Here is a 26,312-nt window from a genome sequence, read left to right as displayed (position 1 = left end):
GAATCAGCGGAGCTCGGCGACGGAAGCGGCCCGGCGTGATCGCGCCGGAGTCACGCCCGCCTGCTTGACGAACGCCCGCGAGAACGCCGATTCCGACTTGAACCCGACTTCGGCGGCGACGGCGCCGACGGTCAGGCTGGTCGTCTGCAGCAGGCCGGCGGCCACCATCAACCGGACCCGGGTGAGGAAGACTCCGAAGCTCGTGCCCGTGTTGCGCTCGAATTGGCGGATGAACGTCGCGCGGGACATCCTGCTGAGTTCGCTCATCCTCTGTATCGACCAGTCGTCACCGGGGCGTTCGAGCACACGCTCGACGACGGCGACGATCGCCCGGTTGCTCGATGCCGTCCAGAGTGCGGCATCCGTCGTCGCGCCCCGCGACGTCCGCAGGATCATGGTCAGCAGGATGCTCGAAAGCGAGGACAGGATCGCTGCGGTTCCCTCTCCCTCGCGGGCGGCCTCCGTTCGCATGAGGGTGCTGAGCATCCGCAACGCAGCATCCGTTTCCGAAGTCGCGCCGAACGAGATGTGCACGGGTTCGGGCAGGCTCCTGAAGAGGATCGATCCGGTGCCCGGGCCGAACGTGTAGTGCCCGCAGAACAGGTCGATCACCGGGGATCCCGCCCCATCGGTGACCGTCGTCTCGAAGGCGTCACCACGGGTTTCGGCCACCCCTCGAATGCGCCCCGCGCCCGGGGTGATGATGCGGTGCGGTTCGCCGCCCGGGATCAGGACGACGTCACCCGGGCGAAGGTCGAGGAGGTGCGCACCCACCTGGAGCTGGCACGTTCCCTCGAGCAGCACATGAAACGGCGCTGTGCGCTCGGTGTCGTAGGACACGTCCATGTGCGTCGATGAGCTCAGCAGGCAGTGCTTGTCGAGCGACGCGTCGACGCGCGCGAGTCGGATCAGGTGGCTGACAGCATCCATGTGAGACTTTCGGGCAGAAATATGCGACACAACAGCCTACATCGCGCTTTGCGGAAGCGTTGACTAATGGCATGGAAACAGCAACGAACCTCACCGCAGATGTCCTCGTCGTCGGATTCGGCAAAGGCGGCAAAACGGCCGCACACGCGCTCAGCGACGCGGGCAGACGAGTCATCCTGGTCGAACAGTCGGAGAACATGTATGGGGGGACCTGCCCGAACGTCGGCTGCGTGCCGACGAAGATGCTCGTTCACTATTCGGGCGCGAAGCGGCTCGAAGACGACGCGCAAGAGTTCTTCGCGAACTCGGTTGCGGGCGTCCGCAGACTCACCACCGCATTCCGGGCCGGAAACTTCGCAGGTCTCGACAGCAAGGACACCGCCACCGTCATCACCGGCACTGCGCGCTTTCTCGACGCGCACACGGTCGCGGTCGGCGAAGGCGACGATCAGATCACCGTGACCGCGCAGACGATCCTCATCAACACAGGATCCGAGGCCCTCGTTCCGGCAATCCCCGGACTGGCCGACAACCCCCACCTCGTCAGCAGCACCGACCTCATCCAGAAGGATCGACTTCCCAAGCAGCTCGTCATCATCGGAGGCGGCTATCTCGGGCTCGAATTCGCCGCGATCTACCAGCACTTCGGTACCCAGGTGACCGTACTCGAAGCTACTGAGCGTCTCCTCGGACGTGAGGATGCGGACATCGCCGCAGTGGCGACAGAAATTCTCAAAGGCGACGGCATTCGGATCATCACCGGCGCATCCGTCGGGGAGGTCCGTGACAACGGCGCGACGGCGACCGTCGTCTACGAGAAGGACGGCGTGACACTCACCATCGACGCGGACGCGATCCTGTCTGCGGTGGGCCGCCGGCCGGCGATCTCGCAGCTCGACCTGGAAGCAGCGGGCGTGAACGTCACCGACCGCGGTGGCATCCAGGTCGACGAACGCCTCCACACGAGCCAGCCGCACATCTTCGCCCTCGGCGACGTGAACGGTGGCCCGCAGTTCACCTACGTGGCACTCGACGATGCGCGAATCGTCCTCGACGAGTTGCTCGGTGACGGCACGCGAACCACGACCGACCGGGTCGCGGTGCCGCACACGCTGTTCATGACGCCGCCGCTGGCGACCGTCGGGCTCACCGAGACCGTCGCGCGCGCGCAGGGCCGCAACATAACGGTGGCGCGGGAGAACGTCGCCGACATCATCGCAATGCCGCGGGCCTACACGGTCGAGGAGACGCGTGGCGTGATGAAGTTCATCGTCGACGCCGACACCGACCTCATCCTCGGCGCTGCACTGCTCAGCATCGATGCGCAGGAACTGATCAACACGGTTGCTCTGGCCATGCGCCACGATGTCACCGCGACCGAGTTGCGGAACTCGATCTATACTCACCCGAGCTCCACCGAGGCCTTCAATGAAGTGTTCGACAAGGTCGTGGGCTAGGCGGATCGACGTTCACGACGAAGCGGCGGGCCCGGCGGGAGGTGTCCCGCCGGGCCCGCTGCTGGAGGAGTTCAGTGATCCGCGAGGATCACTCGTCGTCGTGGTTGACGGACCCTGGGGCGATCCCTGGAACGTCGTCCGGTCCGTAGATCTTCGCGTCCCCCGGGTAGGCGGTGGTCCAGTGGTGCGCCTGGTACCACGTCCAGCGGTTCATCAGTTGCGGGTTGTCGTAGTCCGGAATCGCGTTGTGGCCGTGGGTGCCGGTGAAGTGCTGCTTCTCGGCCCATTTCTGCCATTTCGCCGCGGTCGCCTGCTCGGGAGCAGGGATCGCGGCAGCTTTCGCCGCAGCCGCGTTCACCGCTTTGGCAGCATCCCCGGTCAGGCCGAGGGTGTCGTAGCCGCAGGCCGGCGCGGTGACGACGCCCTCGGTCAGCGGCACACGGTTCAACACCGCGTTGTACGGCCTCAGGTCCGGCTTGTTGGTGAACGCATCGGTCATCGGCGTCGCTGCAGCCAGCTTCTGGTTGAGCGGCTGCGCGCCGAGGATCTGCTCGATGGTCCGCACCAGGTTGATCTGCGAATAGAAGGTGCTGACCGTCTTGCCGTGCGTCGCGTACGGGCTGATCACCTGGATGGGTGCCCGGTGGCCGTCGACGTGGTCGGCGCCGTCCTGGGTGTCGTCCTCGGCGACGAAGATCGCCGAGTCCTTCCAGTACCGGGAGTGCGAGATCTCGTCGACGATCTTTCCGACGGCGAGGTCGTTGTCAGCGACCTGGGCCTCCGGGTCCGCCGTTCCACCGGTGTGGTCGCTCGAGAGCCACACCATGTTCAGGTTCGACGGGCCGTTCTTCTCGAAGTCCTGCTTCCAGGTCTCGTAACGGTAGATGTCCGGCACGGCCAGGTCGAACGGAGCGGCATTCGGGTCGGTGATGGCATTCAGCGAGGGGATGGCCGAGCTCGCGTGCAGCTGGATCGACGGATCGAACAGCGTGGCGGGATCGCCGCCGGCCATGACGCCTTTCGCGGTGCAGTAATACTGCTGCCAGGTCGCGCCGGAGGGCTTTCCTTCGCCGTACTCGAACTCTCCGAAGTTCTTCGCCGTCTTGCCCGCTGACTGGACCGAGGTCCACAGGAAGCCTGTGCGCTGGTGGCCGAGAACATCCTCTTCAGTGTCGTACGAGCGGGTGTATTCGCCGGCGCTCGTCTCCGTATATGCCGGATTGTCTCCCTGCATCAGCCAGTTGTGGCCCTCGGCGGAGTTGGTGCCGATGTCGTACGTGTTGTCGTACAGACCGAACTGCGTCGCCAGAGCGTGCTGGTTCGGCGTGACATTCTGCCCGAACTGGGCGAGCGTCGGATCGCCGTCACCCTGCTTCATGTCGCCGTACAGCTGGTCGTAGCTGCGGTTCTCCTTGACGAGGAGGAACACGTGCTTGATCGGGGACGGGTCGCCGACGCGCTTCGGGATGGCGCTGACCGGCCCGCCGTCGCCCTGATCGCCCTGGGCCAGCTTGACCGAGCGGGCGTCCCAGCCGTTCTGGGTGAACACTGTCGCGGTGTATTTCTGGATCTGCTTGTCGTTCGGAAGCACGAACCTGGTCAGCGACGCCGTAGTGGAGTGCGTCCCGTGCCCGGTCGCCGGCGTCGTTCCCTGGCCCTTGGTGAACGTCAGGAGCGGCCCACGAGCGTCGATTCCGCGCGTGTTGGTGACGACGATGCTCCCGTTGACCGCGGTGGCGTTCTCGGGGAAGTAGTCCGTCGGCAGGAGGCCGATGTAGCTGGCCGGGTCGCGCGGGTCCTTCCGGTCCACTGTGTAGATCGCGATCGCATTCGCCCGGCCGAGGGACACCAGCAGGTGGTCGCCCTGCATGGTGATGGCGGTCGGCTCGTACCCGGTCTTCGACGACGCCCAGGGCTGGGTGGCGAAGGTCTGCACGACCTGGTTCGAGCGTGTGTCGACGACGGAGACGGTGTCGCTGTTCGTGTTGGCCACGTACAGCGTGGTGCCGTCGAGGTGCATCGCTGTCGGGTGCAGCTGAACGGCGATCGACGACGGCGGTGCCGCCGGGTCGGTGGTGTCGATGATACTGACCGTTCCGGTCGTCGAGGTGCCGAGGTTGGTGTCAGCGGGAACCTGTGTGCCGTATGACCCCATTGTGGCTTCTCCGGCGACGGCGGGCCGGCCTCCCTCGTTCGAGACGTACAGGTGCGAGCCCACCATCGTCAGTTGCCGGGGAGCGATGCCCACGGCGTACGTGTGCTGGATCGTTCCGGTCACCGGATCGATGGCGACGACGGTGTTCTGTCCGTTGACCGCCGCGTACAGCGTGGCGCCGTCGGGCGAGAACGCCATCCCGGCGGTCAGCGCTTCGAGGCCCGAGGCGGTCGTGGGGATGCTGATCTTCGTGCCGGCGCCGAGCGAGCCGTCCGTATTGAACGGATACCGGATGATCCCGGTCGCGACGGGCTCGAACAGGAACTTTCCGTCGGGCGAGAAGGCGGGGCCCTCCTGGCCGACGGTGCCATCAGCGATCTTGAGGTACGACATCCCCGCATAGCCGGCGTTGGATGCCGCTGTCGCGAAGGATGCTGCTGCCAGGGTTCCTGCAGCCGCGACGGGCCGGTACGACCTCAGATCGAAGACCTGCAGGTCGACCGATCGGTCGGCACTGGTGCCGACGAGGTAGCGACCGTCCGGGCTGACGACCGATCCCATGAGCTTGCCGAACGGCGTCATGAGGCGGTCGCCGACAGGCTGGATCACCTGGTTCGAGGAGATCTGCTCTCCCTTGCTGTTCTGACTGCCGACCTGCTGGTCGCCGAACCCGAACGTCGAGGCGTTCGCGATCCCGGTACCGAGGAGGGCGATGGCGCAGGTGGTGGCGGCGACCGCCACGATCCGCTGCCGGGGTGTGCGGAGGGACAGGCGACGCCTGCCGGATCGTTTGCGTCGAGGAGTTTTGTCGTGCATCTCAGAGACCTTTCACGAACTCGAATCGTTCAGAACACAGACGCGGTGGGATGTTGCAAACGCATCCCACCGGTGGACGACCTCCCAGAGAGATCACAGCCACGAGACTGACGTATCCCCCATGAGGGGGTCAACCAAACGGTTCATGAACACGCGGTGACGGGATGTCCGCATTGCCGCTCACCGGGACCGCGCCTACACTGGTGTGCGATATAAGAATTAGGTGTTCGATTATCGAACACCGTGCGTTTGAACCCCACAAAGAAGTGAGGAGAGCCCCGTGCAGTTCCACCACAGGGGATACGTGTCCGGTGACCCGCGCATCCAGCCCGCCGCCGGTGTCGGTATCGACAGGCCGGATGAGCTTCCCGAAGCAGTCGATGTGCTGATTGTTGGAACGGGACCGGCCGGGATGGTCGCTGCGGCCCAGCTCTCGCAGTTCCCCGGCATCACCACCCGCATCGTCGAGCGCCGCAGCGGACGCCTCGTGATCGGCCAGGCCGACGGCATCCAGGCCCGGAGTGTCGAGACCTTCCAGGCCTTCGGTTTCGCTGAGCGGATCATCGCCGAGGCGTACCGGATCACCGAGATGGCGTTCTGGAAACCCGACCCCGACGACCCGACCAGGATCGTGCGCGCGGCCCGGGCGGTCGACGACCCGACCGGAATCAGCGAGTTTCCGCACCTGCTGGTCAACCAGGCTCGCGTGCTGGACTACTTCGCCGAAGTGATGCGGAACGCACCGACCCGGATGGTGCCGGACTACGGCTACGAATTCCGCAGCCTCGAGATCGCGGAGGAGGGGGAGTACCCGGTCACGGTCACCCTCGTGCACACCGATGGCGACCTCGACGGACAGGAACGGCTCGTGCGGGCGAAGTATGTGGTGGGGGCGGACGGCGCCCGCAGCAGGGTGCGCGACTCGATCGGATGCACGATGGCGGGTGACCACGCCAACCACGCGTGGGGCGTGATGGACGTGCTGGCCGTCACCGATTTCCCCGATATCCGGACGAAGTGCGCGATCCAGTCCGGTTCTGGCGGCAACATCCTCCTCATCCCGCGTGAGGGCGGGTACCTGTTCCGCATGTACGTCGACCTCGGCGACGTCGCCGCCGACGACCACGGTGCGGTCCGGGCGACCACGATCGAACAGATCATCGCCAAAGCCAACGAGATCCTTCATCCATACACGCTCGACGTGCGCAACGTCGCGTGGCACAGCGTGTACGAGGTGGCCCATCGCCTCACCGACCGGTTCGACGACGTGACGGCGGAGGCGGTCGGTTCGAAGACGCCGCGGGTGTTCATCGCCGGCGACGCGTGCCACACCCACAGCGCCAAAGCCGGCCAGGGGATGAACGTGTCGATGCAGGACGGCTTCAACCTGGGATGGAAACTGGGGCACGTTCTGGAAGGGCGAAGCCCCGAGGCGCTGCTGGCCACCTATTCGGCCGAGCGCCAGGTGGTCGCGCAGAATCTCATCGACTTCGACAAGCAGTGGTCGACGCTGATGGCCACAAGGCCCGAGGACCTCGACGATCCGTCGGAGCTCGAGGAGTTCTATGTGCGCACGGCCGAGTTCCCTGCTGGTTTCATGACCCAGTACTCGGCCTCGATGGTGACCGCCGAACCGGTCCATCAACAGCTCGCGACCGGCTTCCCCGTTGGTAAACGCTTCAAGTCCGCGCTGGTCACGCGCGTCTGCGACGGCAATCCGATCCATCTCGGCCACGTCGCGGCCGCCGACGCACGCTGGCGGATCTACGTGTTCGCCGACCCCGCCCGCCCCGGTGACGTCTCGGCCGCGTCGGACTTCGCGACGTGGATCGCCGATTCCCCCGATTCGCCGGTGCGCGCGTTCACTCCGCGCGATCAGGACGTCGACGCGTGGTTCGACGTCAAGGTGATCTACCAGCAGGCGCACAGCGATATCGACCTCGGCGCGGTGCCGGCCGCGTTCCTCCCGAGGGTCGCGCCTTTCGACCTCATCGACTACAACAAGGTCTTCTCCGCCGACCCGGCCCAGGACATCTTCGAACTCCGCGGAATCGACCGTAGCGGCGTCGTCGTGGTCGTGCGCCCTGACCAGTACGTGGCGAACGTGCTGCCGCTGGCCGCGACGGACGAACTCGCCGCCTTCTTTCGCGGCCTGATGGTCTCGAAGAGTTCCGTGGCGGTCTGAAGAAGCAGGACGCCGCGGCGTCGGCGTCCTGCTTCCGCCCTGGCCACGACACGGATGCGTGCCCGACCGACCTGAATCTACTCCGGCTGTTGCGTCGACGCAATTGTTGCGTTTCGCTTGTATTCGCCGGATGCGCGGATTAGCATCCGAATCGGGGACACGTTCGGCGGCGTGCCCGTACCTGTTCGATGGCGGAGGTGCGGCGATGAGTGACCAAACGATTCCAGTTCTCTTCAGGGGTTCCCGGCTGAAGGCCCGCGGCGGCCTGTGGGGAGAATGTCTGGCCGAATTCCTGGGGACCTTCGTGCTGATCGCCTTCGGCGACGGCGTCGTAGCGATGGCGGTGGCTGCCCTCCCCGGCTCCGGGCGCACGGAGGGCCCGACCACGTTCTTCCTCGGGACCGGCGACTGGCTCCTGATCACCTGGGGATGGGCCTTCGCCGTGGCGTTCGCCGTCTATATCGCCGGCGGAGTCAGCGGCGCCCATCTCAACCCGGCGATCACCCTCGCCTTCGCGGTCCGGCGCAAGTTCGCCTGGGTGAAAGTACTGCCCTACATGGCCTCGCAGCTGCTCGGCGCATTCGTGGGCGCGGCGCTGGTGCTTCTCGTCTACGTCAAGGCGATCGAAGCCTTCGACGCTGCGAGCAAAGGGCCGAAGGTCAACGGCCACACGCTCGCTTCATTCTCGATCTTCGCGACATTTCCGGCGCCCTACTTCCACGGCAACATGTGGTGGCCGCTGATCGATCAGATCGTGGGAACGATGTTCCTCGTGCTCATCGTCGTGGCGGTCATCGACCTGCGCAACACAGCGGTGCAGGCGAACCTGGGCCCGCTGATCATCGGCTTCGCCGTCGCCGCGATCGGTATCTCCTACGGCGCGAACGCGGGCTACGCGATCAATCCCGCCCGTGACCTCGGGCCCCGACTGCTGGCGTGGGCGGCCGGCTGGGGCAACCTGGCAGTACCCGGCGACGGACCCTGGTTCAGTTTCTATATGTGGGTTCCGATACTGGGTCCGCTCATCGGAGGCATCATCGGTGTCCTCGTGTACGACCTCTTCATCGGCGACGTGCTGCACGCGCGACTGGTGCGAGTGGATGCGGAGCGGCCCCATGGGGAGCACCTGGTCGATGTGCGTCCGCCGGGACCGGACACCCTCGAGCGCGATCCGCACTAGGCGCGTCACGTCGCCGCCCCTCACAGCGTCACGCGGGGGACGAGAGGTGTTGGTCACGCAGGTTTCACGTCGCGCGCGGCCCGCCGAAACACGGACTTCCTAGCGTGGGGGCATCACCCATTCGCAGGAGGTCCCCACGATGACAAGCACCGTCTCCGCCCCCACTGCCGCTTCGACCGACGAATCGTCGCTCGTCTTCCGTCCCGGCCGGTGGATCCACGGCTGGAACGCCGAGGATCCGATCCAATGGCGCGACCAAGGCGCCGCGATCGCACAGCGCAACCTGCGCTGGTCGATCTTCGCCGAGTTCCTCGGCTTCGTCGTCTGGCAGCTGTGGTCGATCGTGGTCGTGGCGCTTCCCGCTGCGGGATTCACCTTCACCACAGGGCAGACGTTCTGGCTGATCTCGATCCCCAGCCTGGTCGGTGCGACCCTCCGCTTTCCGTACACGTTCATGGTGCCGCGTCTCGGCGGCCGCAACTGGACGATGATCTCGGCAGCCCTGCTCCTCATCCCGGCGATCGGGCTCGCCCTGTGCGTCGCGAATCCCCATACGCCGTTCGGCGTGATGCTGCTGGTGGCCGCCCTGGCCGGATTCGGCGGCGGCAACTTCGCCAGCTCGATGGCGAACATCACCTACTTCTACCCGCAGCGCAAGAAGGGCTGGGCGCTCGGGCTCAACGCCGCCGGCGGCAACCTGGGCGCTGCGGTCGCGCAGTTCGTGGTTCCGATCGTCATCACCATCGGCGCTGCGGCGACCCTGCAGCTGCCGCTCGCCGGCCTGGTCTGGGTTCCGCTCATCCTGATCGCGGTCATCGGCGCGTGGCGGCGGATGGACAACCTGAGCAGCGCGCGGGCCGACGTGAAGGCCTCCCTCGCCGCCCTGAGAGCACCCGAGCTCTGGCTGATGGCCCTCCTCTACATCGGGACGTTCGGATCGTTCATCGGCTTCTCCAGCGTCTTCCCCAAACTGATCGCCGACCAGTTCCCCGCGTTCGCCGCTTTCCCGGTGGGAGGCGCGACCCTGTCCCTCGCGTTCCTCGGTGCGCTGGTGGGCTCTCTCGCTCGGCCGTTCGGCGGGCGCCTCGCCGACCGCTTCGGCGGCAGCGCCATCACGATCGCCGCCTTCGTGGTCATGGCGCTCGGCGCGCTCGCCGTCGTCGTCACCCTCCCGCTCGACGACTTCTGGCTGTTCCTCGGCTTCTTCCTCATCCTGTTCGTCGCGAGCGGAGCGGGCAACGGTGCCACCTACCGGATGATCCCCACGCTCTTCGCCCTGCGCTCCGGTGCGAACGACGGGCACAGCACCGCCGGCGACGTGTCCGCGCAGCGCACCGCGGCAGCCGCACTGGGAATCGTGTCGGCGTTCGGCGCCTACGGCGGATTCATCGTCCCCCAGGTGCTCGGGCTGTCGAAGGCGGGCACGGGCGGGTACGAGGCAGGCCTGCTCTGGTTCGTCGCCGCCTACGTGGTGCTGTTGGCGATCACCGTGGCGGTAGCCGTCCACGGTCGCCGCCGCGGGGTGCGGATCTAGGCGGCGCGCCGAGATGTCCGCCGACACCCACTGCCCGTATTGCGCTCTGCAGTGCGCGATGACGCTGACGCCGACCGCGGACGGGCCGACGCCGGTCACCGTGGCCGGGCGCACGTTCCCGACCAACCGGGGCGGACTCTGCAAAAAGGGCTGGACGTCGGCCGAGCTGCTGACGACGCCCGGCCGGCTGACGACGCCCCTGATCCGCAACGGGTCGGGCGAACTGCGTCCGGCGAGCTGGGACGACGCGCTCGGCCTGGTGGCGGAGCGGCTGGCAGCGATCCGCCGCGAAGACGGCGCGGATGCGGTCGGTGTGTTCGGCGGCGGCGGACTCACGAACGAGAAGGCGTACCTGCTGGGCAAGTTCGCGCGGCTCGCGCTCGGCACATCGCGCATCGACTACAACGGCCGGTTCTGCATGGCGTCGGCCGCCGCGGCAGGCAACCGCGCCTTCGGCGTCGACCGGGGGATGCCGTTCCCGGTCACCGATCTCGACGATGCGGACACCATCCTGCTTCTCGGCTCGAACGTTGCCGCCACCATGCCGCCGTTCATCGGTCATCTCGCCGGAGCCCGCGCCGCAGGCGGACTCGTCGTGGTGGATCCGCGGCGCTCGCAGACGGCTCAGCTCACCGCCGATGGTGGGGGAGTCCACCTCCAGCCGGCTCCCGGAACGGACCTCGTGCTGCTGCTCGGGCTTCTCCACGTCGTGCTCGCCGAAGGGCTCGGCGACGACGCGTACGTGAGCGAGCGAACGACCGGTTTCGATGCGGTGCGCCGCAGTGTTGCGGGATGGTGGCCCGAGCGGGTGCAGGAGCACACCGGCGTGCCGGTCGGGCGACTCCGGGAGGTTGCCCGTCGGCTCGCGGGTGGCCGCGGCACCTACATCCTCACCGGGCGCGGCGTCGAGCAGCACGTCGACGGAACGGATACCGCCACCGCCGCGATCAACCTGGCGCTCGTGCTCGGACTCGTCGGACGGACCGGCTCCGGCTACGGCACGCTGACCGGACAGGGCAACGGTCAGGGCGGACGCGAGCACGGCCAGAAGTGCGACCAGTTGCCGGGGTACCGCAAGATTGCCGACCCGGATGCGCGCGCGGCGGTCGCCGCCGTCTGGGGCGTCCCACCGGACATCCTGCCCGGACCCGGGGTGCCGGCCGTCGAACTCCTGGGGATGCTGGGTCGACCGGGTGGCGTGCGCGCACTCCTGGTGCACGGCTCGAACGTGGTCGTCTCGGGGCCCGATGTGAGTGCCATCCGGGCGGGACTGGAGGCCCTCGACCTCCTGGTCGTGTGCGACTTCGTGCTCTCCGAGACGGCCGAGCTGGCGGATGTGGTTTTGCCCGTCACGCAGTGGGCCGAAGAAGAGGGCACGATGACCAGCCTCGAGGGACGTGTCCTTCGTCGACGACGCGCGATCGCGCCACCGCCGGGGGTGCGCAGCGAGCTCGACATCCTCGCCGACCTGGCACGCCGCCTCGACGCCCCCTCGGTGTGGCCGACGGATCCGGCGGCGGTGTTCGACGAGCTGGCCCGGGCATCCGCTGGTGGCATCGCCGACTATTCGGGGATCAGCCATGCCGTCCTGGACGAGATGCTGGAGGCCGGGGAGGCGGCGCATTGGCCGTACCCGGCCGGGTCGAGCGGAACTCCGCGGCTGTTCGAAGAGCGCTTCGGCCACGCCGACGGCCGCGCACGTCTCGTGCCCGTGCGGGCGCGTGACATCACGGCCGGCCGCGCCGCAGGCGAGCTCACCCTCATCACCGGACGCCTGCTGGAGCACTACCAGTCCGGAGCCCAGACCCGGCGCGTGCCAGAACTGCTGTCGGCGCAACCCGAGGCGCGCGCTGAGCTGCACCCCGCCACCGCCGCGCGGCTGGGGATCGCCGACGGCGACCCGGTGCGCGTGCGCAACGCGCGCGGCGAGGTCGCGGCGCGGGCCCTGCTCACTGCGGGGATGCGCATCGACACGATCTTCCTTCCCTTCCACTACGCGGGGCGAGGATGCGCGAACGTGCTCACCGAGGCCGCCGTGGATCCGATCTCGGCGATGCCGGAGTTCAAACGCACCGCCGTCACCGTCGAACGCGGCACGGGAACAGAGGCGGCATGACGGGACGCCCCCTGCGCGTCGTGCTCGTCGGGTACGGGCCCGTCGGCGCGCGCCTGGTCGAGGAGCTGCTGCCCGCCGTCACTGCGGGCGACCTGAGGCTGACCGTCGTCGGAGCCGAGCGCGAGGACGCCTACAACCGCGTCCTCGTTGCCGAGTACGCCGTCGGGGCGGCGAACCGCGACCGCCTGGAAGTGACTGACACAGAGGCCGCGCGCGCCGCCGGGGTGGACATTCGGCTGGGCGATGTGGCCGCGTCGATCGACCGGGTGCGGCAACGCGTCATCCTTCACGGTGGCGGAGAGTTGCCGTACGACCGGCTGGTGCTGGCGACGGGGGCGCGGGCGAACATCCCGACCCTGGACGGCCTCCAGCGCACCCGGCGCGACCGGGCGGCCGCGCCGGACCCCGCCCTCGACCGGGGCGAGCATCCGCTCCCCACGGGTGTCGTGGTCCTGCGCGATCTCGCTGACGCCGACGCGGTGGCCCCGGTGGTGGCCGGTGGCGGCACGATCGTGGTGCTGGGCGCGGGCGTGCTCGGCATGGAGTTCGCCCTGCTGGCCGCCGAGCACGGGGCGCACGTGGTCGTCGTCCATCACGGATCGTCGCCGATGGCACGCAACCTGGATGAGGCGGGCGGCAGGATGCTCGCCCGGTCAGCGCGATCGCTCGGCGTCGGCATGGCCGCGCACGCCCGTGCGGAGAGCGTCGGCTTCCGCTCCGAGGAGGCGGGGCGCGTCTTCGACGGCGTCGGCTGCGCCGACGGCACCTACATCCCCGGCGACCTGCTGGTCCTCTCCTGCGGGGTGGGCGCACGCATGGAGCTCGCGCTGGCGGCGGGCCTGGCCTGCTCGGCCGGCATCCTCGTGGATGAGGAACTGCGCAGCTGGACCGATCCCGACGTCTTCGCGATCGGGGACTGCGCCCAGCTCGCCTCGCCCGACGACATGCCCGCCGACGGGCGAGTTCCCGGAGCCCCGAGCGGGCTCATCGGGCCGGGCTGGCGTCAGGCGGGGGCGCTCGCTCGCCGGCTGGCGGCCGAGGCGATGGGCGGTGTCGCAGCACCGGATGCGGCGGTCGCGCTCCGTGAGCGACCGACCGCGGTCATGCTCAAAGCCACCGGCATCGATGTCGTCTCCGGGGGCGACCACGCCGCGGAGCCCTGGGATGCGGATGCCGACGTGAGCGTCTGGCTCGACCCTGCGCGCGCCGCCTACCTCAAGACCGTCGTCCGCGCCGGGGCGCTGACCGGCTTCGTCTCGGTCGGGTTGCCGCATGCGGGGGCCGAGCTCACCCTCCTCTTCGAACGCGGCGCGGCCCTTCCAGCCGAGCCGTCGGCTCTGCTGCGCCTGGATGCGGCGGATGCGGGGGCCGCGCCGGTCGAGGATCCGCTGGGACCGGAGGCGACGGTGTGCTGGTGCAACGGCGTGACCGTCGGCCGTATCGGCGAGGCCGTGTCCGCCGGCTGCGACTCTGTCGAGTGCGTCGGCCGCGAGACGCGCGCTGGGACCGGGTGCGGCGGCTGCAAAGGCCGGATCGCCGCTATTCTCGCCGCGGCACCGGTTCCCTGATGGCTGTCGCGCCTGCTGACCGGACGCGACGGCCAGACCGCTGCCCGTCGCGAACCGTCTCGGCTCAGACGTCGAGGCGGTAACCGCGCTTGACGACGGTGGCGACCAGGCCCGGCGTGGCGAGGCTCTGCCGCAGCCGGCTGAGGGACACCTCCATCGCGTGCTCATCGCAGGATTCGTCGAGGGCGGTCGACAGCTCGCGACGGGAGACGACGGCGCCGTTCGCGGCGACCAGTGCCCGGAACAGCGACAGCGATGCCGGCGTCAGCCGCACCGGGGTGCCGTCCACGACCGCGACACTGCCGCGCAGCTCGACGTCGCCGTGCCGGGTGCTGACGCGCCGGGTGGACTGCGCCTCCAGGTGCTCGCAGACCAGGCGGATGAGCGCCCCCATCCGGTAGCGGTCGGGCTGGAGCGGCTCGATCCCGGCGCCCAGCAGCGGGGCGGAGGTGACCGGTCCGACGCTCGCGGCGACCACATCCCCGCGGAACGCGTCCACCACGTCGGCGTACCGGCCGCGTGCCAGCGCCGCGATGAGAAGCCCGTCGACGGCCGGGGCGCTTGTGAAGGTCACGCAGTCGAGTTGACGCGAGGCGAGGGCCTCGACGAGCCGGGTCGCGCGCTCGTCGTCGTCCTGGGCGACCGACCAGGTGTACGGCGCGACCGTGATCACGCGGTAGCCGGCATCCCGCAATCGCTGCAACTGGCCCTCATCCTTCTGGCCATGCAGCTGGACAGCGACCGTCATCCCGGCCGGGAACTCGGCGATCACCTTGCCGACGAGGGATGCCGTGGTCTCCTCATCGCTCATCCCCGCGTCGTCGAGGCCTGCAGCGCGCACAGCGCCCCGGGCTTTCGGGCCGCGGACGAGGATGGTGGCCTTCGCCAGCGTGCGCTGCAGGTCCTCGCCCAGCCCGGCCGAGTCGGCGACGTCGAACCAGCGCCGCATCCCGTAGCTCGTCGTGGCCAGCAGCACGTCCGGTGCGGTGGCGATCACCCGGTCGGTGTCGGCGATGACCGGGGCGTCGTCCTCAGCGTGCTGCATGTGCACGGTCGGCGCGTGCAGCACCGACGCCCCGCGCCGCTCGAACGCGTCGATCAGGTCAGCCGACCGGCGGTCGCTGGTCACGCCGATGCGGAACCCCGCCAGTTGGTCGGGCCGGAACGCCGTGACGCCAGGCCGCTCGTCGCTCACATCACCCTTCCGTCACTCCGGCCGCAACGGCTACCGCTGCGGCATCGGCGAGTGCTGTCGTCGCGTCCGCGTAACCGTCGCGCGCGAGCCCGACGACCTCCCCGATCACGATCACCGCGGGAGACGAGACGCCGGCCTTCACCGATTCCGTGAGGATCGTGGACAATTCGCCGAACGTCGTGCGCTGCCGCGTAGAGAAGCCCTGCTCGACGATCGCGACGGGCATCGCCGGGGCCATCCCGAACCGGGCGAGCCCCGCCGTGATGGAGGGAAGGTTCAGGATGCCCATCAGCACCACGATCGTGCCGCCGAGACCCGCAAGGTGCTCAAGCTCGGAGGGCGAGAGGGGCGCGTGCCCGGAGACGACGGTGAACATCCGCGAGTATGTCCGGTGGGTCACCGGGATGCCTGCAGCACCCGGCACGGCGATCGCGCTCGTGACCCCGGGAATGACGCGCGACGGCACTCCGGCCCGTCGACAGGCCTCCACCTCTTCGCCGCCGCGGCCGAAGACGAACGGGTCGCCGCCCTTCAGCCGGACAACGTTCGCGCCGGCAAGCGCGTGCTCGACCAGGATGCGTTCGATCTCGTCCTGGGGGATGGGATGGTGCCCCGGCCGTTTGCCCACATCGATGAGGAGCGCTCCGGGCGCGAGTTCGGCGAGAGTCTCGTGCGGGGCGAGCCGGTCGAAGAGCACGACGTCGGCCGCCGCCAGCGCGCGGACGGCGGCGACGGTGAGGAGGTCGGGGTCGCCGGGGCCGCCTCCGACGAGCGTCACGGTACCTGGGCGGATGGTCATGGGGCGTCTCCTTCCGTCGCGATGGCCGCGGAGCGGACCGGGATGGTCGTGCCGGCCAGCAATACGGTTCCAGCGGCTCGCTCCTCCGCGGTCGCCGGGCGCAGCTGTCCGCGCTCCTCGACCCGGGCGATCGAGGGGTCGGCTTCCGTCGGCGCGTTCACGAACGAGCGGAACCGGCGCAACCGCTCTGGGTCGCGGAGGGTCGCCGCCCACTCGTCCTCGTAGGTGTCGATATGCTTCGCCATCGCCGCCTCCAGCTCAACGCCGAGGCCCAGGGAGTCCTCGACGACCACCTCGCGGACGTGGTCGACGCCGCCGTCGAGGTCTTCCATCCACCTGGCCGTGCGCTGCAGGCGGTCGGCCGTGCGGATGTAGTACATGAGGTAGCGGTCGATGTAGCGCACCAGGGTCTCGTCGTCGAGGTCGGAGGCCAGCAGCTGCGCGTGGGCGGGCTGGAAGCCGCCGTTGCCCCCGACGTAGAGGTTCCAGCCCTTATCGGTGGCGATCACCCCGACATCTTTGCCGCGGGCTTCCGCGCACTCGCGGGCACAGCCGGAGACGCCGAACTTGAACTTGTGCGGCGCGCGCAGGCCGCGATACCGCAGTTCCAGCCCGACGGCCATTCCCACGGAGTCCTGCACGCCGTAGCGGCACCAGGTCGAGCCGACGCAGCTCTTCACGTTGCGCAGCGCCTTGCCGTACGCCTGGCCGGATTCGAATCCGGCGTCGACGAGCCGCTTCCAGATGTCCGGCAGCTGGTCGAGGCGAGCTCCGAACATGTCGATCCGCTGGCCGCCGGTGATCTTCGTGTACAGCCCGAAATCGGTCGCCACCTGCGCGATGACTCCGAGCTTCTGCGGCGTGATCTCACCGCCGGGGATGCGCGGGACGACCGAGTACGTTCCGTCCTTCTGCATGTTGGCGAGTGCACGGTCGTTGGTGTCCTGGAGCGGGCCTCGACCGCCGTCGAGCGGGTACCCGCTGTGCTGGCTGGCCAGGATCGAGCCGACCGCCGGCTTGCAGATGTCGCAGCCGCGGCCGGTCCCGAGCCGACCGATGGTCTCGTCCCAGCTCGTCAGCCCGAGCACGCGGATGGACTCGAACAGCTCCTGCCGCGACAGCTCGAAGTGCTCGCAGAGCGCGTGCGACACGGTGGCCCCTGCGGCGGTGAGCTCGGCCTCCAGCAGCTTCTTCACCAGCGGGACGCAGGAGCCGCACTGGGTGCCGGCGCGTGTGCAGGCCTTGAGCTCGCCGAGATCATGGCAGCCGTCAGCGACGGCCGAGCGCACCGTGCCCGCGCTCACGTTGTTGCACGAGCAGACGAAGGCATCGTCAGGCAGCGCGCCCCCCGCGGGAGGCTCGGCGCCCGCAGCCGAGAGGTAGGCCGCCGGTTCGGCCTCGAGCTGCCTTCCGAGCAGCGGTCGGAGCCCGGCATACGGTGCGGCGTCGCCGACGAAGACGCCGCCGAGCAGGGTCTTCGCGTCTCCGCTGACGACGAGCTTCTGGTAGAGGCCGCGCGCAGGGTCGGCGTAGACGATCTCCAGCGCGCCGGCGTCGCGCGCGAACGCGTCGCCGAAGCTCGCCACATCCACGCCGGAGAGCTTGAGCTTGGTCGCGTCGTCCACCGTCGTGAAGGTCGCGTCGCCGCCGAGAAGTCGATCGGCGACGGTCTCCGCCATCGCATTCGCCGGTGCGACGAGCCCGATCGTGCGGCCGTCGACGGCGGCGACCTCACCGATGGCCCACACGGCGGGGTCTGAGGTGCGGCAGCCCTCGTCGACGATCACGCCGCCGCGCTCTGCCGTCTCGATTCCGGCATCCCTGGCCAGTTCGTCGCGGGCACGGATCCCGATCGCGAACACGACGATGTCGGCGGGAACCGTGCGCCCGTCGGCGCACCGCACGGACACCGGCAGGCCGTCGTCGCCGAGGACGATCTCGCGTGGACGGGTGCCCAGGTGGAGGTCTATCCCTCGCGCCGAGATCAGCCGGCCCAGCGCCTGGCCGGCGCCCTCATCAAGTTGTGCGGACATCAGCCAGCCGCCGGAGTGGATGATGACGGCTTCGGCACCGAGCGTCGCGACGCCGCCGGCGGCCTCCAGCCCGAGCAGCCCGCCACCGGCCACCGCGACCCGCGGCGCCCTACCGAGGCGTGCCCGCAGCTCGGCGACTTCGGCGACCAGCGCATCCACGTCGTCGATCGTGCGGTACACCCGGGCCGCAGAAGAACCGGGGATGTCGGGAACAGGGGCGGAGGAGCCGGTCGCCAGCACCAGGTCGTCGTAGCCGAGCACCGCGCCCGTGGTCGTCGTGACGGTCTTGGCCAGGCGGTCGATCGCCGTGACCGATTCGCGGACGCGCAGCTCGACCGTTGCATCCTCCCAGTGCGAGGCGGGCTCGAGCGTGAGATCGACCGTGCCGTCGGCGAGCCGCTTGCTCAGCTGCACACGGTCGTACGGAAGGTAGGGCTCTTCGGTGACGACCACGATGGAGCGGTCCGTGCCGCTTCCTCGAGACACCAGTGCGTCGACCAACCGGTGCGCGGCGGGGCCGCCTCCCACGATCAGCGTGCGTTCGGTCGTCATGCGGGCCCCTTTCGCGTCTCCAGCGGCTGCCGCCGCACCGGTCCCATCGTTCGCCCCGGTGCCTTTCGAGCGTATGAGAGGGGGGTTTCCTCGCCGTTTCGGCTGTGTAACCGCGCGTTAACACCGCACGCACATCGCCTTTCCCCCGGTGTGAGCAGGCCTTCACAGAGAGGTAACAGTGCGCGAGGGCTTCGGAAACATCGCCCGCCTACCGTGGGGTCATGACGATCACGCAGAGCACCCGGCGTCCGGATACCCAGCCCAGTGACTGGGTGCGCGCCTGCCGCGTCGACGACCTGGAGCTGTCCTGGGGTGAGGCGGTGCTTCTGCGGATGCGCCAGATCGCCGTCTTCCTTGTCACCCCCCGCGAGGTCTACGCGGTCGCCCACGAGGACCCGGCCGGCGGCGCGCCGGTGATGGCTCGGGGGATCGTCGGGTCCCGAGGCGACCGGGTCACGGTCGCCTCCCCGCTGCACAAAGAGGTCTACGACCTCGGGACGGGCGAGTGCTTCACCGATCCGTCGCTCGTCCTGCGCACGTTCCGCACGCGCATCGTCGGTGGATACATCGAGATCGAGCTGGAGGCCGTGTAGCGCGAGTCGCGCTCGCCGCCTCGTCTCGGTCCAGTCCTCGCTCGAGGTGTCACACCGGACCCTCCGCCGGTGTCTCCATGTCGACGGGACATATCCGTCGACGACATTGGAGGAGACATGACCACGCAGACTCGAATCCCGCAGACGGAGGTAACCGGCCTGTTCGGCACGGTGGTGAAGGTCGCCTCCCGCAGGATGATGGGCCACGTACCCGATTCGATCGGCGTGCTGTGGAACAACCAGCGGGTGATGAAGGACTCGATGGCCATCGGCCGGAAGGTCGAGGGGTGGAAGGAGCTCGACCCGAACCTCGCGTCCTATGCTCACATGGCCGCCGCGGCGGCGGTCGGGTGCAGCTTCTGTCTCGATCTCAACTACTTCATGGCGCACAACAACGGCCTGGACGAGGCGAAGGTGCGCGAGGTGCCGCGCTGGCGTGAGGCATCCGTCTTCACACCGTTGGAGCGGCGGGTGATGGAGTACGCCGACGCTGCGAGCCAGACTCCACCCGCTGTCACTGACGAACTGTCGCAGGAGCTGCTCGACGAGCTCGGCGCGGCGGCGCTGGTCGAGCTCGCGGCACGCGTCGCGTTCATGAACATGAGCGCGCGCATGAACGTGGCGCTCGGGATCCGTTCGGAGGAGTTCGCGGAAGCATGCGGCCTCGCGCCGTTGGCCGCGCGGGCGACGGCGGGGGAGCCGATCACGGATGCCGCGTAGGCTCGCTCCCATGGGCAGTTCCGCTCGCGTCGAAGACGACTCGTTCGTCGTGCACCGAAATCTGCTTTTCACCGTCGCGTACGAGTTACTGGGCTCGGCGGCAGATGCCGAGGACGTTCTGCAGGAGACCTGGCTGCGGTGGGCGGCGGTCGACAAGGCGGAGGTTCGTGAGCCTCGGGCGTACCTCGTGCGCATCACGACCAGGCAGGCGCTCAACCAGCTCCGCAGTGTGTCGCGTCGGCGCGAGGAGTATGTGGGGGAGTGGTTGCCCGAGCCGCTCCTGACGAGTCCGGACGTCGCGGATGACGTCGAACTCGCTGAGAACCTGTCGATCGCGATGCTCACCGTGCTCGAGACCCTCGGCCCCGCAGAGCGCGCTGTGTTCGTGTTGCACGAGGTCTTCGACGTGCCGTACGACGAGATTGCGGATGCGGTCGACAAGACGCCGACGGCGGTCCGGCAGATTGCGCATCGGGCTCGCGATCACGTCGCAGCACGCCGTCCGCGGGTCGGGGTCGCCCGATCGGAGCACGAAGTGGTCGTCGAGCGGCTGGTGTCGGCGCTGAACACCGGCGATCTTCAGGGACTCATGGATGTGCTCGCCCCTGATGTCGTGTCGGTCGCCGACGGCGGCGGAAAGGTGCGCGGCGCCGCCCGCCGCCCGATCGTAGGCTCCGAGCGACTGTCCCGTTACCTCATCGGGGGGCTGGCGAAGTACCCCGGTGAGTTCGTGGCGTCGGCGATGTGGGTGAACGGGCAGCCGGGGATACGCGTCGAGCTCGACGGTCAACTCGCCGGTGTCATCGGGCTGGCCGTCGAGGACGGGCGTGTCACCCGTGTGTACTCGATCGCCAATCCGGAGAAGCTTCGGTGGGCCGACGAGGAGACGCTGCTGAGCCGGTGAACGCGCGCTCGTCGGTCGTGCGCACATCCTGTGCGTACGGGGGCGAAGAGACACCAGGAATCAGCGCCTCGGACGGATTGTCGCCGAGCGCCAGGATGCGGTTCCCGGCATCGACGTGGACGACACGGGGGACGAACGCCCGCGCTTCCGCGTCGTCGAGTTGGGTGTACGAGATGACGATGACCGTGTCGCCGACCTGCGCGAGGTGGGCTGCCGCACCGTTGACGCCGATGACCCCGCTGCTGCGCTCGCCTGCGATCAGGTAGGTCTCGAAGCGGGAGCCGTTGGTCACATCGACCACGGCGACCTGCTCACCGGGCAGCAGATCGGCCGCCTCCATCAGGTCGAGGTCGACCGTGAGAGAGCCGACGTAGTGGAGGTCCGCGTGGGTGACGGTGGCACGGTGGATCTTCGAGGCGAACATGGTCCGGAGCACGCTGTCCATCCAAGCACGACTCGCGTCCCGTCATGACCGCGAACGCCCTGCGGTAACCGATCACACGACATCGTCCGCCCCACCGGTGATGGTGAGGCGGACGATGTCGAACGGGCGCGAAGAAGGGAGCGCCCGCGGTCAGCTGATCTTGCGGCGGTAGATCGAGATCGCGAAACCGTAGGCGATCACGAGGATGCCGACGAGCCACGCGAGCGCGACCCAGATGTCACTGCCGACCGGCTGCTCTTCGAACAGTGCCCGGATGGTGTTGACGATGGAGGTCACCGGCTGGTTCTCGGCGAACCAGGCGACCGGGCCGGGCATGGACTCGGTCGGCACGAACGCCGAACTGATGAACGGCAGGAAGATCAGCGGGTAGCTGAACGCGCTCGCGCCGTCCACGGTCTTCGCCGAGAGGCCTGCGATGACCGCGAGCCAGGTCAGGGCGAGGGTGAACAGGATGAGGATGCCGGCGATCGCGATCCAGGCTGCGACGGATGCTCCGGTGCGGAACCCCATGATCAGCGCGACACCGATGACGACGGCCATCGAGATCAGGTTCGCGACCAGGGAGGTCAGCACGTGGCCCCACAGCACGCTCGACCTTGCGATCGGCATGGACTGGAACCGTTCGAAGATTCCGCCCTGCAGATCGAGGAAGAGCCGGTACGAGGTGTATGCGACTCCCGAGGCGATCGTGATCAGCAGGATTCCGGGCAGCAGGTAGTTGACGTACGAGCCGCTGGATCCCGTGTTGATCGCGCCGCCGAGCACGTACACGAACAGGAGCATCAGAGCGATCGGGGTGACCGCAGTGGTGATGATCGTGTCGGGGCTGCGGAGGATGTGGCGCAGCGACCGGCCGGTGAGGACGCCGGTGTCGCTGAGGACGTGGGTGGTCATCGTGCTTCCTTTCCTGCGGGGACCGCGCCGTCGGCGTGGTCGTCGTTGTCGGTGCCGGTAGAGCCGGTGCCGGTTGCGCGGGTGTCGCCGACGAGGGCGAGGAAGACATCCTCGAGGGAGGGCTGCTTCTCGACGTATTCGACCTTGGCGGCCGGGAGGAGCTTCTTGAGCTCCGAGAGCGTTCCGTTCTGGATGATCGTCCCCTCGTGCAGGATCGCGATGCGGTCGGCGAGCTGTTCGGCCTCGTCGAGGTACTGCGTCGTCAGCAGCACGGTCGTGCCCTGTCCGGCGAGTTTCTTGACGGTCTGCCACACCTCGATGCGCGCCTGCGGGTCCAGTCCGGTGGTCGGCTCGTCGAGGAAGATGACCGGCGGGTTGCCGATAAGGCTCATCGCGATGTCCAGCCGGCGCCGCATGCCGCCCGAGTACGTCCCCGCTTTGCGGTTGCCCGCATCGGTGAGCGTGAACCGGGCGAGCAGGTCGTCCGCGATCCGGCCGGGGTTCTTCAGGTGGCGCAGCTTCGCGACCAGGATGAGGTTCTCCCGGCCGGTCAGCACTTCGTCGACCGCCGCGAACTGGCCGGTCAGGCTGATCGACTCCCGCACGTCGCCGGGTTTCGTGGAGACGTCGAAGCCGTAGACGGTGGCGGTGCCCCCGTCGGACTTCAACAGGGTGGACAGAATCTTCACCAGGGTGGTCTTGCCGGCGCCGTTCGAGCCGAGCAGTGCGAAGATGCTCCCCGCCTGCACGTCGAAGTCCACACCGCGGAGCACATGCAGGTCCTTGAAGGACTTGGTGATGCCCTGCACCCGGATGGCTGGTTCGTTCGTCATGGCTTCTCTCCTTGTTCCGCATCCTCGACCGCCTTGACGAGACGAGCGCGCTCCTTGTCGATCCACTGCTTGCCGTTGTATGCCTGCGTGAAGGCCTCGGCGAACTCGACGGGGTCGTCGCCGACGATCCCGCTCACGGGCGTTCCGTCCACTGCAGCGCGCTCCCAGAGGTCGGCGAAGTCGCTCAGCATCGTGACGAGCGTGTCGCCGTCGGTGATGCCGCCGCTGTACATGAAGTACCGCTCGAATGCCTTGGCGGATGTGCGGTACGGCTCGGGGAGCGCCTCGAGACGTGCCTTGTACTGCTTGTACTGCTTCTTCTGCTCGAGCGACCCGGTCAGGACCTCGATCCACTTTGCAGCCATGATTACTCTCCTTCTTCCTGCGGGTGTTCGATGTGGTGGTGGAGCTGTTCGATCCGTTCTGCGAGGAAGCTCCAGCTCCTCCAGAACTCCTCGAGGTATTCGCTGCCCGTTGCGTTCAGCGAGTAGACCTTGCGTGGCGGCCCCTTCTCGGACGGGACCTTCGCCACGTCGACGAAGCCGCGCTGCTCGATCCTGACCAGCAACGCGTAGACAGTGCCCTCGACGATGTCGGAGAAGCCCTGGTCGCGCAGCCGGGCGGTGATGTCGTACCCGTAGGCCGGTTCATCGGCCAGGATCGCCAGGACGATGCCCTCGAGTGTGCCTTTGAGCATCTCGGTCATCTGCTTGGCCATGATCCCCTCCTTAGCTACTCGGTGATGCTGACTACCACTAGATAGTAACACCGAATAGTGATCGCGCAAGAGGAAATTCGCATCCGGATTTCGACCAGGCGTAATGTGCGTGACGTGGACGATGACGCCGGGAGTTGGTTCCTCGACAGTGCCGAGCTGGGGCCCTGGGCCGCCCAGGTCCAGGGCGGGGGCACCGGGCACCCGCCGTGGTCCGAAGGCAACCTCGTCGAGCCGCTGGTGCACGGAGCGACCTATTTCGACCGGCTCCACGAGGAACTGGATGCGCTCGGCCCCGGTGACCGGGTATGGTTCACCGACTGGCGCGGGGATGCGGATGAGCGGCTCCAGCCCGACGGTCCGTCCATCGGGGACCTGCTGGCGAGCCTCGCGCGGCGCGGGGTGCAGGTCCGCGGACTGATCTGGCGATCGCACGGCGAGCGCGTGTCCGCCCCGATCAGCAGCCGGTCGAACGCGCGCCTGGGTCGCACGATCAACGATGCCGGGGGAGAGGTCCTGCTGGACCAGCGCGTGCGTCCGTTCGGGTCCCACCATCAGAAGTTCTTCGTCATCCGGCACGGGGACGATCCGTCGCGCGACATCGCGTTCGTCGGTGGGATCGACCTCTCCCACAGTCGCCGTGACGACCGGGCGCACACAGGAGACCCGCAGGCCGTGGCGATGGATCCGCGTTACGGGGATCGGCCGCCGTGGCACGACGCTGCCCTCGCACTGCGCGGGCCCGTCGTCGCCGACCTGCTCGCCGTGTTCTCCGAACGCTGGAACGACCCGCATCCGCTCGACCACCGCAACCCGTATCGGATGCTGCTCCAGCGACTCGCCGACATGCCGCGTCATCCCAAGCCACTTCCGGAGGCGGCGCCGGGGCCACCTCCCGTCGGCCGGCACGCGGTGCAATTGCTGCGGACGTACGGGCCCAAGCATCCGCCGTTCCCGTTCGCCCCGGCCGGTGAGCGCACCATCGCCCGGGCGTACGCGAAAGCATTCGCCCGCGCCCGCTCCTTCATCTACATCGAGGACCAGTACTTCTGGTCGAGAGAGGTGGCGACGGGGATCGCGAAGGCACTTGTCGCGAATCCCCGGCTGCGGGTGATCGTCGTCGTACCGCGCTATCCCGATCTCGACGGGACGATCACCGGCCCACCGAAACGGCTCAGTCAACAGCGCGCCATCGCGACGCTGCGGCGGGCCGCATCCGATCGGGTCGGCGTCTTCGATCTCGAGAACGAGGCCGGCACCCCCATCTACCTCCACGCAAAGATCTGCATCGTCGACGACCACTGGATGACCTGCGGGTCGGACAACTTCAACCGTCGGTCCTGGACCACGGACAGCGAGCTGACGTGTGCGGTCATCGACAGGGGAGGCGGGTCTTCGGGCGGAATCGCGCGGGAGCTGCGGCAGCAGCTCTGGGCCGAACATCTCGGTCTCGACCAGGATGATCCGCGTCTCGCCGATGCGGACGGCGGCCTCGACCTTTGGAAGAGCAGTGCGGATGCGCTCGACCGGTGGCACGAGGACGGGTCGAGCACCCCGCGACCCGTCGGACGCGCGCGCCGCCACCGCATCGAGCCGGTCTCCCGCCTGCAACGTCTCTGGGCGGACCCGCTCAACCGGCTCGTCGTTGATCCGGATGCGCGCCCACGGCGCCTGCGGGGCACCTCGACCTTCTGAGTGGTGCGGGCGGCATTCGCCCGGTGCGGCCGCATCCGCCCGGTACCGTGGGGCCATGACTTCTGAGGTGAGCCCCGAGCTCGAGCAGGCCATCGCGCTGGGCTACGAGCGCAGGGATCGCGAGAACATGGCTCCGACGATCGCCTATTTCGAGAACCTTCTCGCCGAGAACCCGGGTCATCCCGTGCTGATCTACGAGGTGGCCGGCGCGTACGACACGGCGGGCGACGAGCGCACAGCGAAGGCGTTCTACGAGGACGCGCTGGCCGCGGGCCTGTCGGGGGAGCGACTGCGGATGTGCCTGTGCCAGTACGGGAGCACTCTGCGCTGGCTGGGCGAACTCGACCGGTCGCTGAGCGTGCTCGAGGATGCGCGGGCCGCGTTCCCGGAATCGGACGCGGTCCGCGTCTTCCTCGCCCTCACCCTGAACGAGCAGGGCCGGGCCGACCAGGCGGTCGGGGTGCTGCTCGGCACGATCACCGCACACGCGGCGAGCACCGATCTCGGCCGCTACGCGACCGGGCTCTCCGGCCTTGCGGACTGGTACGCGCAGGGCCGCCCGGAGTCCTGACCTGTGCTCCAGCCGGCCCCGCGCACGCGGCTTCAGCCGAGCTCGTGCACCAGCTGCCGCACTTCGACGGGTGAGAAGCGGGACTCGACGAACCGCCCGGCGATCTCGACGGCGCGGTCGATGCTGTCGACGTCGACCAGGTAGAACCCGCCGACCCACTCCTTCGTCTCGATGAACGGGCCGTCGGTGGTTCGCACGCGGTGCGGCGCGCGCGCATCCGTCCTCACGACGACGGCCGCCTCGGTGCTCAGCTCGTTGGTCTCGATCAGTTCGCCGGAAGCCTGGAGCTCGCGGATGACCGTGTCGTGGGCGTTCTGGAACTCCTCCTTCAACCCGCCGTTGATGGCGGCGTCGCATTCGGCGTTGTTGTAGATCAGAATCTCGTAGCGCATTGAACTCTCCTGTCGTGGATGGCTGACATG

Annotated in this window: 22 protein-coding genes; 11 read left to right on the top strand and 11 right to left on the bottom strand. The window is 68.4% G+C overall.

Annotated features, from left to right (window positions below; all coding sequences use genetic code 11):
- Positions 1-3 precede the first annotated feature (3 nt).
- Positions 4-930, bottom strand: a complete 927-nt coding sequence (locus ACV7NN_RS07200; RefSeq protein ID WP_463348891.1) for a cupin domain-containing protein — start codon at positions 928-930, stop codon at positions 4-6.
- A gap of 71 nt (positions 931-1,001) precedes the next feature.
- Here ACV7NN_RS07200 and ACV7NN_RS07195 point away from each other — a divergent pair, with 71 nt between their 5' ends.
- Positions 1,002-2,387, top strand: coding sequence for a dihydrolipoyl dehydrogenase family protein (locus ACV7NN_RS07195; RefSeq protein WP_463348890.1), 1,386 nt, complete (start codon positions 1,002-1,004; stop codon positions 2,385-2,387).
- Between the two features lie 88 nt (positions 2,388-2,475).
- On the opposite strand, the gene ACV7NN_RS07190 is transcribed toward ACV7NN_RS07195, so the two are convergent.
- Positions 2,476-5,358, bottom strand: a complete 2,883-nt coding sequence (locus ACV7NN_RS07190; protein ID WP_463348889.1) for an alkaline phosphatase family protein — start codon at positions 5,356-5,358, stop codon at positions 2,476-2,478.
- Positions 5,359-5,638: 280 nt separating this feature from the next.
- Between ACV7NN_RS07190 and ACV7NN_RS07185 the strand changes: the two genes are divergently transcribed.
- The 5 genes from ACV7NN_RS07185 to ACV7NN_RS07165 all read left to right on the top strand — a co-directional run bounded on the left by ACV7NN_RS07185 (position 5,639) and on the right by ACV7NN_RS07165 (position 13,941).
- Positions 5,639-7,543, top strand: a complete 1,905-nt coding sequence (locus tag ACV7NN_RS07185; RefSeq protein ID WP_463348888.1) for an FAD-binding monooxygenase — start codon at positions 5,639-5,641, stop codon at positions 7,541-7,543.
- Positions 7,544-7,748: 205 nt separating this feature from the next.
- On the top strand, positions 7,749-8,723 hold the full coding sequence (locus tag ACV7NN_RS07180) for an MIP/aquaporin family protein (RefSeq protein WP_463348887.1): 975 nt from the start codon (positions 7,749-7,751) through the stop codon (positions 8,721-8,723).
- Positions 8,724-8,862: 139 nt separating this feature from the next.
- Complete coding sequence (locus tag ACV7NN_RS07175) at positions 8,863-10,257, top strand: MFS transporter (RefSeq protein ID WP_463348886.1); 1,395 nt, start codon at positions 8,863-8,865, stop codon at positions 10,255-10,257.
- Positions 10,258-10,270: 13 nt separating this feature from the next.
- On the top strand, positions 10,271-12,373 hold the full coding sequence (locus ACV7NN_RS07170; RefSeq protein ID WP_463348885.1) for a molybdopterin oxidoreductase family protein: 2,103 nt from the start codon (positions 10,271-10,273) through the stop codon (positions 12,371-12,373).
- Positions 12,370-13,941, top strand: coding sequence for an FAD-dependent oxidoreductase (locus tag ACV7NN_RS07165; RefSeq protein WP_463348884.1), 1,572 nt, complete (start codon positions 12,370-12,372; stop codon positions 13,939-13,941). The genes ACV7NN_RS07170 and ACV7NN_RS07165 overlap by 4 nt, the downstream gene beginning before the upstream one ends.
- A gap of 64 nt (positions 13,942-14,005) precedes the next feature.
- Here ACV7NN_RS07165 and ACV7NN_RS07160 read toward each other — a convergent pair whose 3' ends face one another.
- Genes ACV7NN_RS07160 through nirB form a run of 3 tightly spaced genes read right to left on the bottom strand, consistent with a single transcriptional unit; the run spans position 14,006 to position 18,520 of the window.
- Positions 14,006-15,136: a uroporphyrinogen-III synthase gene (locus tag ACV7NN_RS07160; RefSeq protein WP_463348883.1), complete on the bottom strand. Its 1,131-nt coding sequence runs from the start codon at positions 15,134-15,136 to the stop codon at positions 14,006-14,008.
- 1 nt (position 15,137) lies between these two features.
- On the bottom strand, positions 15,138-15,935 hold the full coding sequence (cobA, locus tag ACV7NN_RS07155) for a uroporphyrinogen-III C-methyltransferase (RefSeq protein WP_463348882.1): 798 nt from the start codon (positions 15,933-15,935) through the stop codon (positions 15,138-15,140).
- Complete coding sequence (gene nirB / locus ACV7NN_RS07150) at positions 15,932-18,520, bottom strand: nitrite reductase large subunit NirB (protein ID WP_463348881.1); 2,589 nt, start codon at positions 18,518-18,520, stop codon at positions 15,932-15,934. Before nirB ends, cobA begins: the two co-directional genes overlap by 4 nt.
- Before the next feature lie 221 nt (positions 18,521-18,741).
- Here nirB and nirD point away from each other — a divergent pair, with 221 nt between their 5' ends.
- From nirD to ACV7NN_RS07135, 3 genes are all read left to right on the top strand, one after another.
- Complete coding sequence (gene nirD, locus ACV7NN_RS07145; protein ID WP_463348880.1) at positions 18,742-19,113, top strand: nitrite reductase small subunit NirD; 372 nt, start codon at positions 18,742-18,744, stop codon at positions 19,111-19,113.
- Between the two features lie 117 nt (positions 19,114-19,230).
- Positions 19,231-19,833 carry a carboxymuconolactone decarboxylase family protein gene (locus ACV7NN_RS07140; protein ID WP_463348879.1) on the top strand — a complete coding sequence of 201 codons (603 nt, stop codon included), beginning with the start codon at positions 19,231-19,233 and terminating at the stop codon, positions 19,831-19,833.
- A gap of 10 nt (positions 19,834-19,843) precedes the next feature.
- Positions 19,844-20,737 (top strand): RNA polymerase sigma-70 factor, encoded by an 894-nt coding sequence (locus tag ACV7NN_RS07135; RefSeq protein ID WP_463348878.1) that lies wholly within the window; start codon positions 19,844-19,846, stop codon positions 20,735-20,737.
- Here ACV7NN_RS07135 and panD read toward each other — a convergent pair.
- The 5 genes from panD to ACV7NN_RS07110 all read right to left on the bottom strand — a co-directional run bounded on the left by panD (position 20,664) and on the right by ACV7NN_RS07110 (position 23,627).
- The gene (gene panD, locus ACV7NN_RS07130) at positions 20,664-21,173 is read right to left on the bottom strand and encodes an aspartate 1-decarboxylase (protein ID WP_463351252.1); all 510 of its coding nucleotides are present in this window, start codon (positions 21,171-21,173) and stop codon (positions 20,664-20,666) included. The two genes, ACV7NN_RS07135 and panD, sit on opposite strands and share 74 nt — an antisense overlap.
- A 138-nt stretch (positions 21,174-21,311) precedes the next feature.
- Positions 21,312-22,076 carry an ABC transporter permease gene (locus tag ACV7NN_RS07125; RefSeq protein ID WP_463348877.1) on the bottom strand — a complete coding sequence of 255 codons (765 nt, stop codon included), beginning with the start codon at positions 22,074-22,076 and terminating at the stop codon, positions 21,312-21,314.
- Entirely contained in the window at positions 22,073-22,909 is an 837-nt protein-coding gene (locus ACV7NN_RS07120; RefSeq protein WP_463348876.1) for an ABC transporter ATP-binding protein, read from the bottom strand. The genes ACV7NN_RS07125 and ACV7NN_RS07120 overlap by 4 nt, the downstream gene beginning before the upstream one ends.
- A complete protein-coding gene (locus ACV7NN_RS07115; RefSeq protein WP_463348875.1) occupies positions 22,906-23,274 on the bottom strand; it encodes a DUF1048 domain-containing protein in 369 nt (122 codons plus the stop codon). Before ACV7NN_RS07115 ends, ACV7NN_RS07120 begins: the two co-directional genes overlap by 4 nt.
- Positions 23,275-23,276: 2 nt before the next feature.
- Entirely contained in the window at positions 23,277-23,627 is a 351-nt protein-coding gene (locus tag ACV7NN_RS07110) for a PadR family transcriptional regulator (RefSeq protein WP_463348874.1), read from the bottom strand.
- Positions 23,628-23,741: 114 nt separating this feature from the next.
- Between ACV7NN_RS07110 and ACV7NN_RS07105 the strand changes: the two genes are divergently transcribed.
- Together ACV7NN_RS07105 and ACV7NN_RS07100 are read left to right on the top strand one after the other, a co-directional pair.
- Positions 23,742-25,319: a phospholipase D-like domain-containing protein gene (locus ACV7NN_RS07105; protein ID WP_463348873.1), complete on the top strand. Its 1,578-nt coding sequence runs from the start codon at positions 23,742-23,744 to the stop codon at positions 25,317-25,319.
- A gap of 55 nt (positions 25,320-25,374) precedes the next feature.
- A complete protein-coding gene (locus ACV7NN_RS07100) occupies positions 25,375-25,890 on the top strand; it encodes a tetratricopeptide repeat protein (protein WP_463348872.1) in 516 nt (171 codons plus the stop codon).
- Between the two features lie 32 nt (positions 25,891-25,922).
- Here the strand turns inward: ACV7NN_RS07100 and ACV7NN_RS07095 are convergent, their stop codons facing one another.
- The gene (locus tag ACV7NN_RS07095) at positions 25,923-26,282 is read right to left on the bottom strand and encodes a YciI family protein (RefSeq protein WP_463348871.1); all 360 of its coding nucleotides are present in this window, start codon (positions 26,280-26,282) and stop codon (positions 25,923-25,925) included.
- Between the last annotated feature and the right edge of the window lie 30 nt (positions 26,283-26,312).

The sequence above is a fragment of the Leifsonia sp. Ger2509 genome, from assembly GCF_055231915.1.
This window is presented reverse-complemented; position numbering and strand designations above follow the sequence as displayed.

What these genes read in the sequence shown, in the direction of transcription:
- ACV7NN_RS07135 (WP_463348878.1), top strand. Translation starts at nt 19,844, where the DNA reads ATGGGCAGTTCCGCTCGCGTCGAAGACGACTCGTTCGTCGTGCACCGA.
- cobA (WP_463348882.1), bottom strand. Translation starts at nt 15,935, where the DNA reads ATGACCATCCGCCCAGGTACCGTGACGCTCGTCGGAGGCGGCCCCGGC.
- ACV7NN_RS07170 (WP_463348885.1), top strand. Translation starts at nt 10,271, where the DNA reads ATGTCCGCCGACACCCACTGCCCGTATTGCGCTCTGCAGTGCGCGATG.
- ACV7NN_RS07115 (WP_463348875.1), bottom strand. Translation starts at nt 23,274, where the DNA reads ATGGCTGCAAAGTGGATCGAGGTCCTGACCGGGTCGCTCGAGCAGAAG.
- ACV7NN_RS07190 (WP_463348889.1), bottom strand. Translation starts at nt 5,358, where the DNA reads ATGCACGACAAAACTCCTCGACGCAAACGATCCGGCAGGCGTCGCCTG.
- ACV7NN_RS07200 (WP_463348891.1), bottom strand. Translation starts at nt 930, where the DNA reads ATGGATGCTGTCAGCCACCTGATCCGACTCGCGCGCGTCGACGCGTCG.
- ACV7NN_RS07100 (WP_463348872.1), top strand. Translation starts at nt 25,375, where the DNA reads ATGACTTCTGAGGTGAGCCCCGAGCTCGAGCAGGCCATCGCGCTGGGC.
- nirD (WP_463348880.1), top strand. Translation starts at nt 18,742, where the DNA reads ATGACGATCACGCAGAGCACCCGGCGTCCGGATACCCAGCCCAGTGAC.
- ACV7NN_RS07110 (WP_463348874.1), bottom strand. Translation starts at nt 23,627, where the DNA reads ATGGCCAAGCAGATGACCGAGATGCTCAAAGGCACACTCGAGGGCATC.
- ACV7NN_RS07175 (WP_463348886.1), top strand. Translation starts at nt 8,863, where the DNA reads ATGACAAGCACCGTCTCCGCCCCCACTGCCGCTTCGACCGACGAATCG.
- ACV7NN_RS07165 (WP_463348884.1), top strand. Translation starts at nt 12,370, where the DNA reads ATGACGGGACGCCCCCTGCGCGTCGTGCTCGTCGGGTACGGGCCCGTC.
- ACV7NN_RS07125 (WP_463348877.1), bottom strand. Translation starts at nt 22,076, where the DNA reads ATGACCACCCACGTCCTCAGCGACACCGGCGTCCTCACCGGCCGGTCG.
- ACV7NN_RS07120 (WP_463348876.1), bottom strand. Translation starts at nt 22,909, where the DNA reads ATGACGAACGAACCAGCCATCCGGGTGCAGGGCATCACCAAGTCCTTC.
- ACV7NN_RS07140 (WP_463348879.1), top strand. Translation starts at nt 19,231, where the DNA reads ATGACCACGCAGACTCGAATCCCGCAGACGGAGGTAACCGGCCTGTTC.
- ACV7NN_RS07195 (WP_463348890.1), top strand. Translation starts at nt 1,002, where the DNA reads ATGGAAACAGCAACGAACCTCACCGCAGATGTCCTCGTCGTCGGATTC.
- ACV7NN_RS07095 (WP_463348871.1), bottom strand. Translation starts at nt 26,282, where the DNA reads ATGCGCTACGAGATTCTGATCTACAACAACGCCGAATGCGACGCCGCC.
- nirB (WP_463348881.1), bottom strand. Translation starts at nt 18,520, where the DNA reads ATGACGACCGAACGCACGCTGATCGTGGGAGGCGGCCCCGCCGCGCAC.
- ACV7NN_RS07180 (WP_463348887.1), top strand. Translation starts at nt 7,749, where the DNA reads ATGAGTGACCAAACGATTCCAGTTCTCTTCAGGGGTTCCCGGCTGAAG.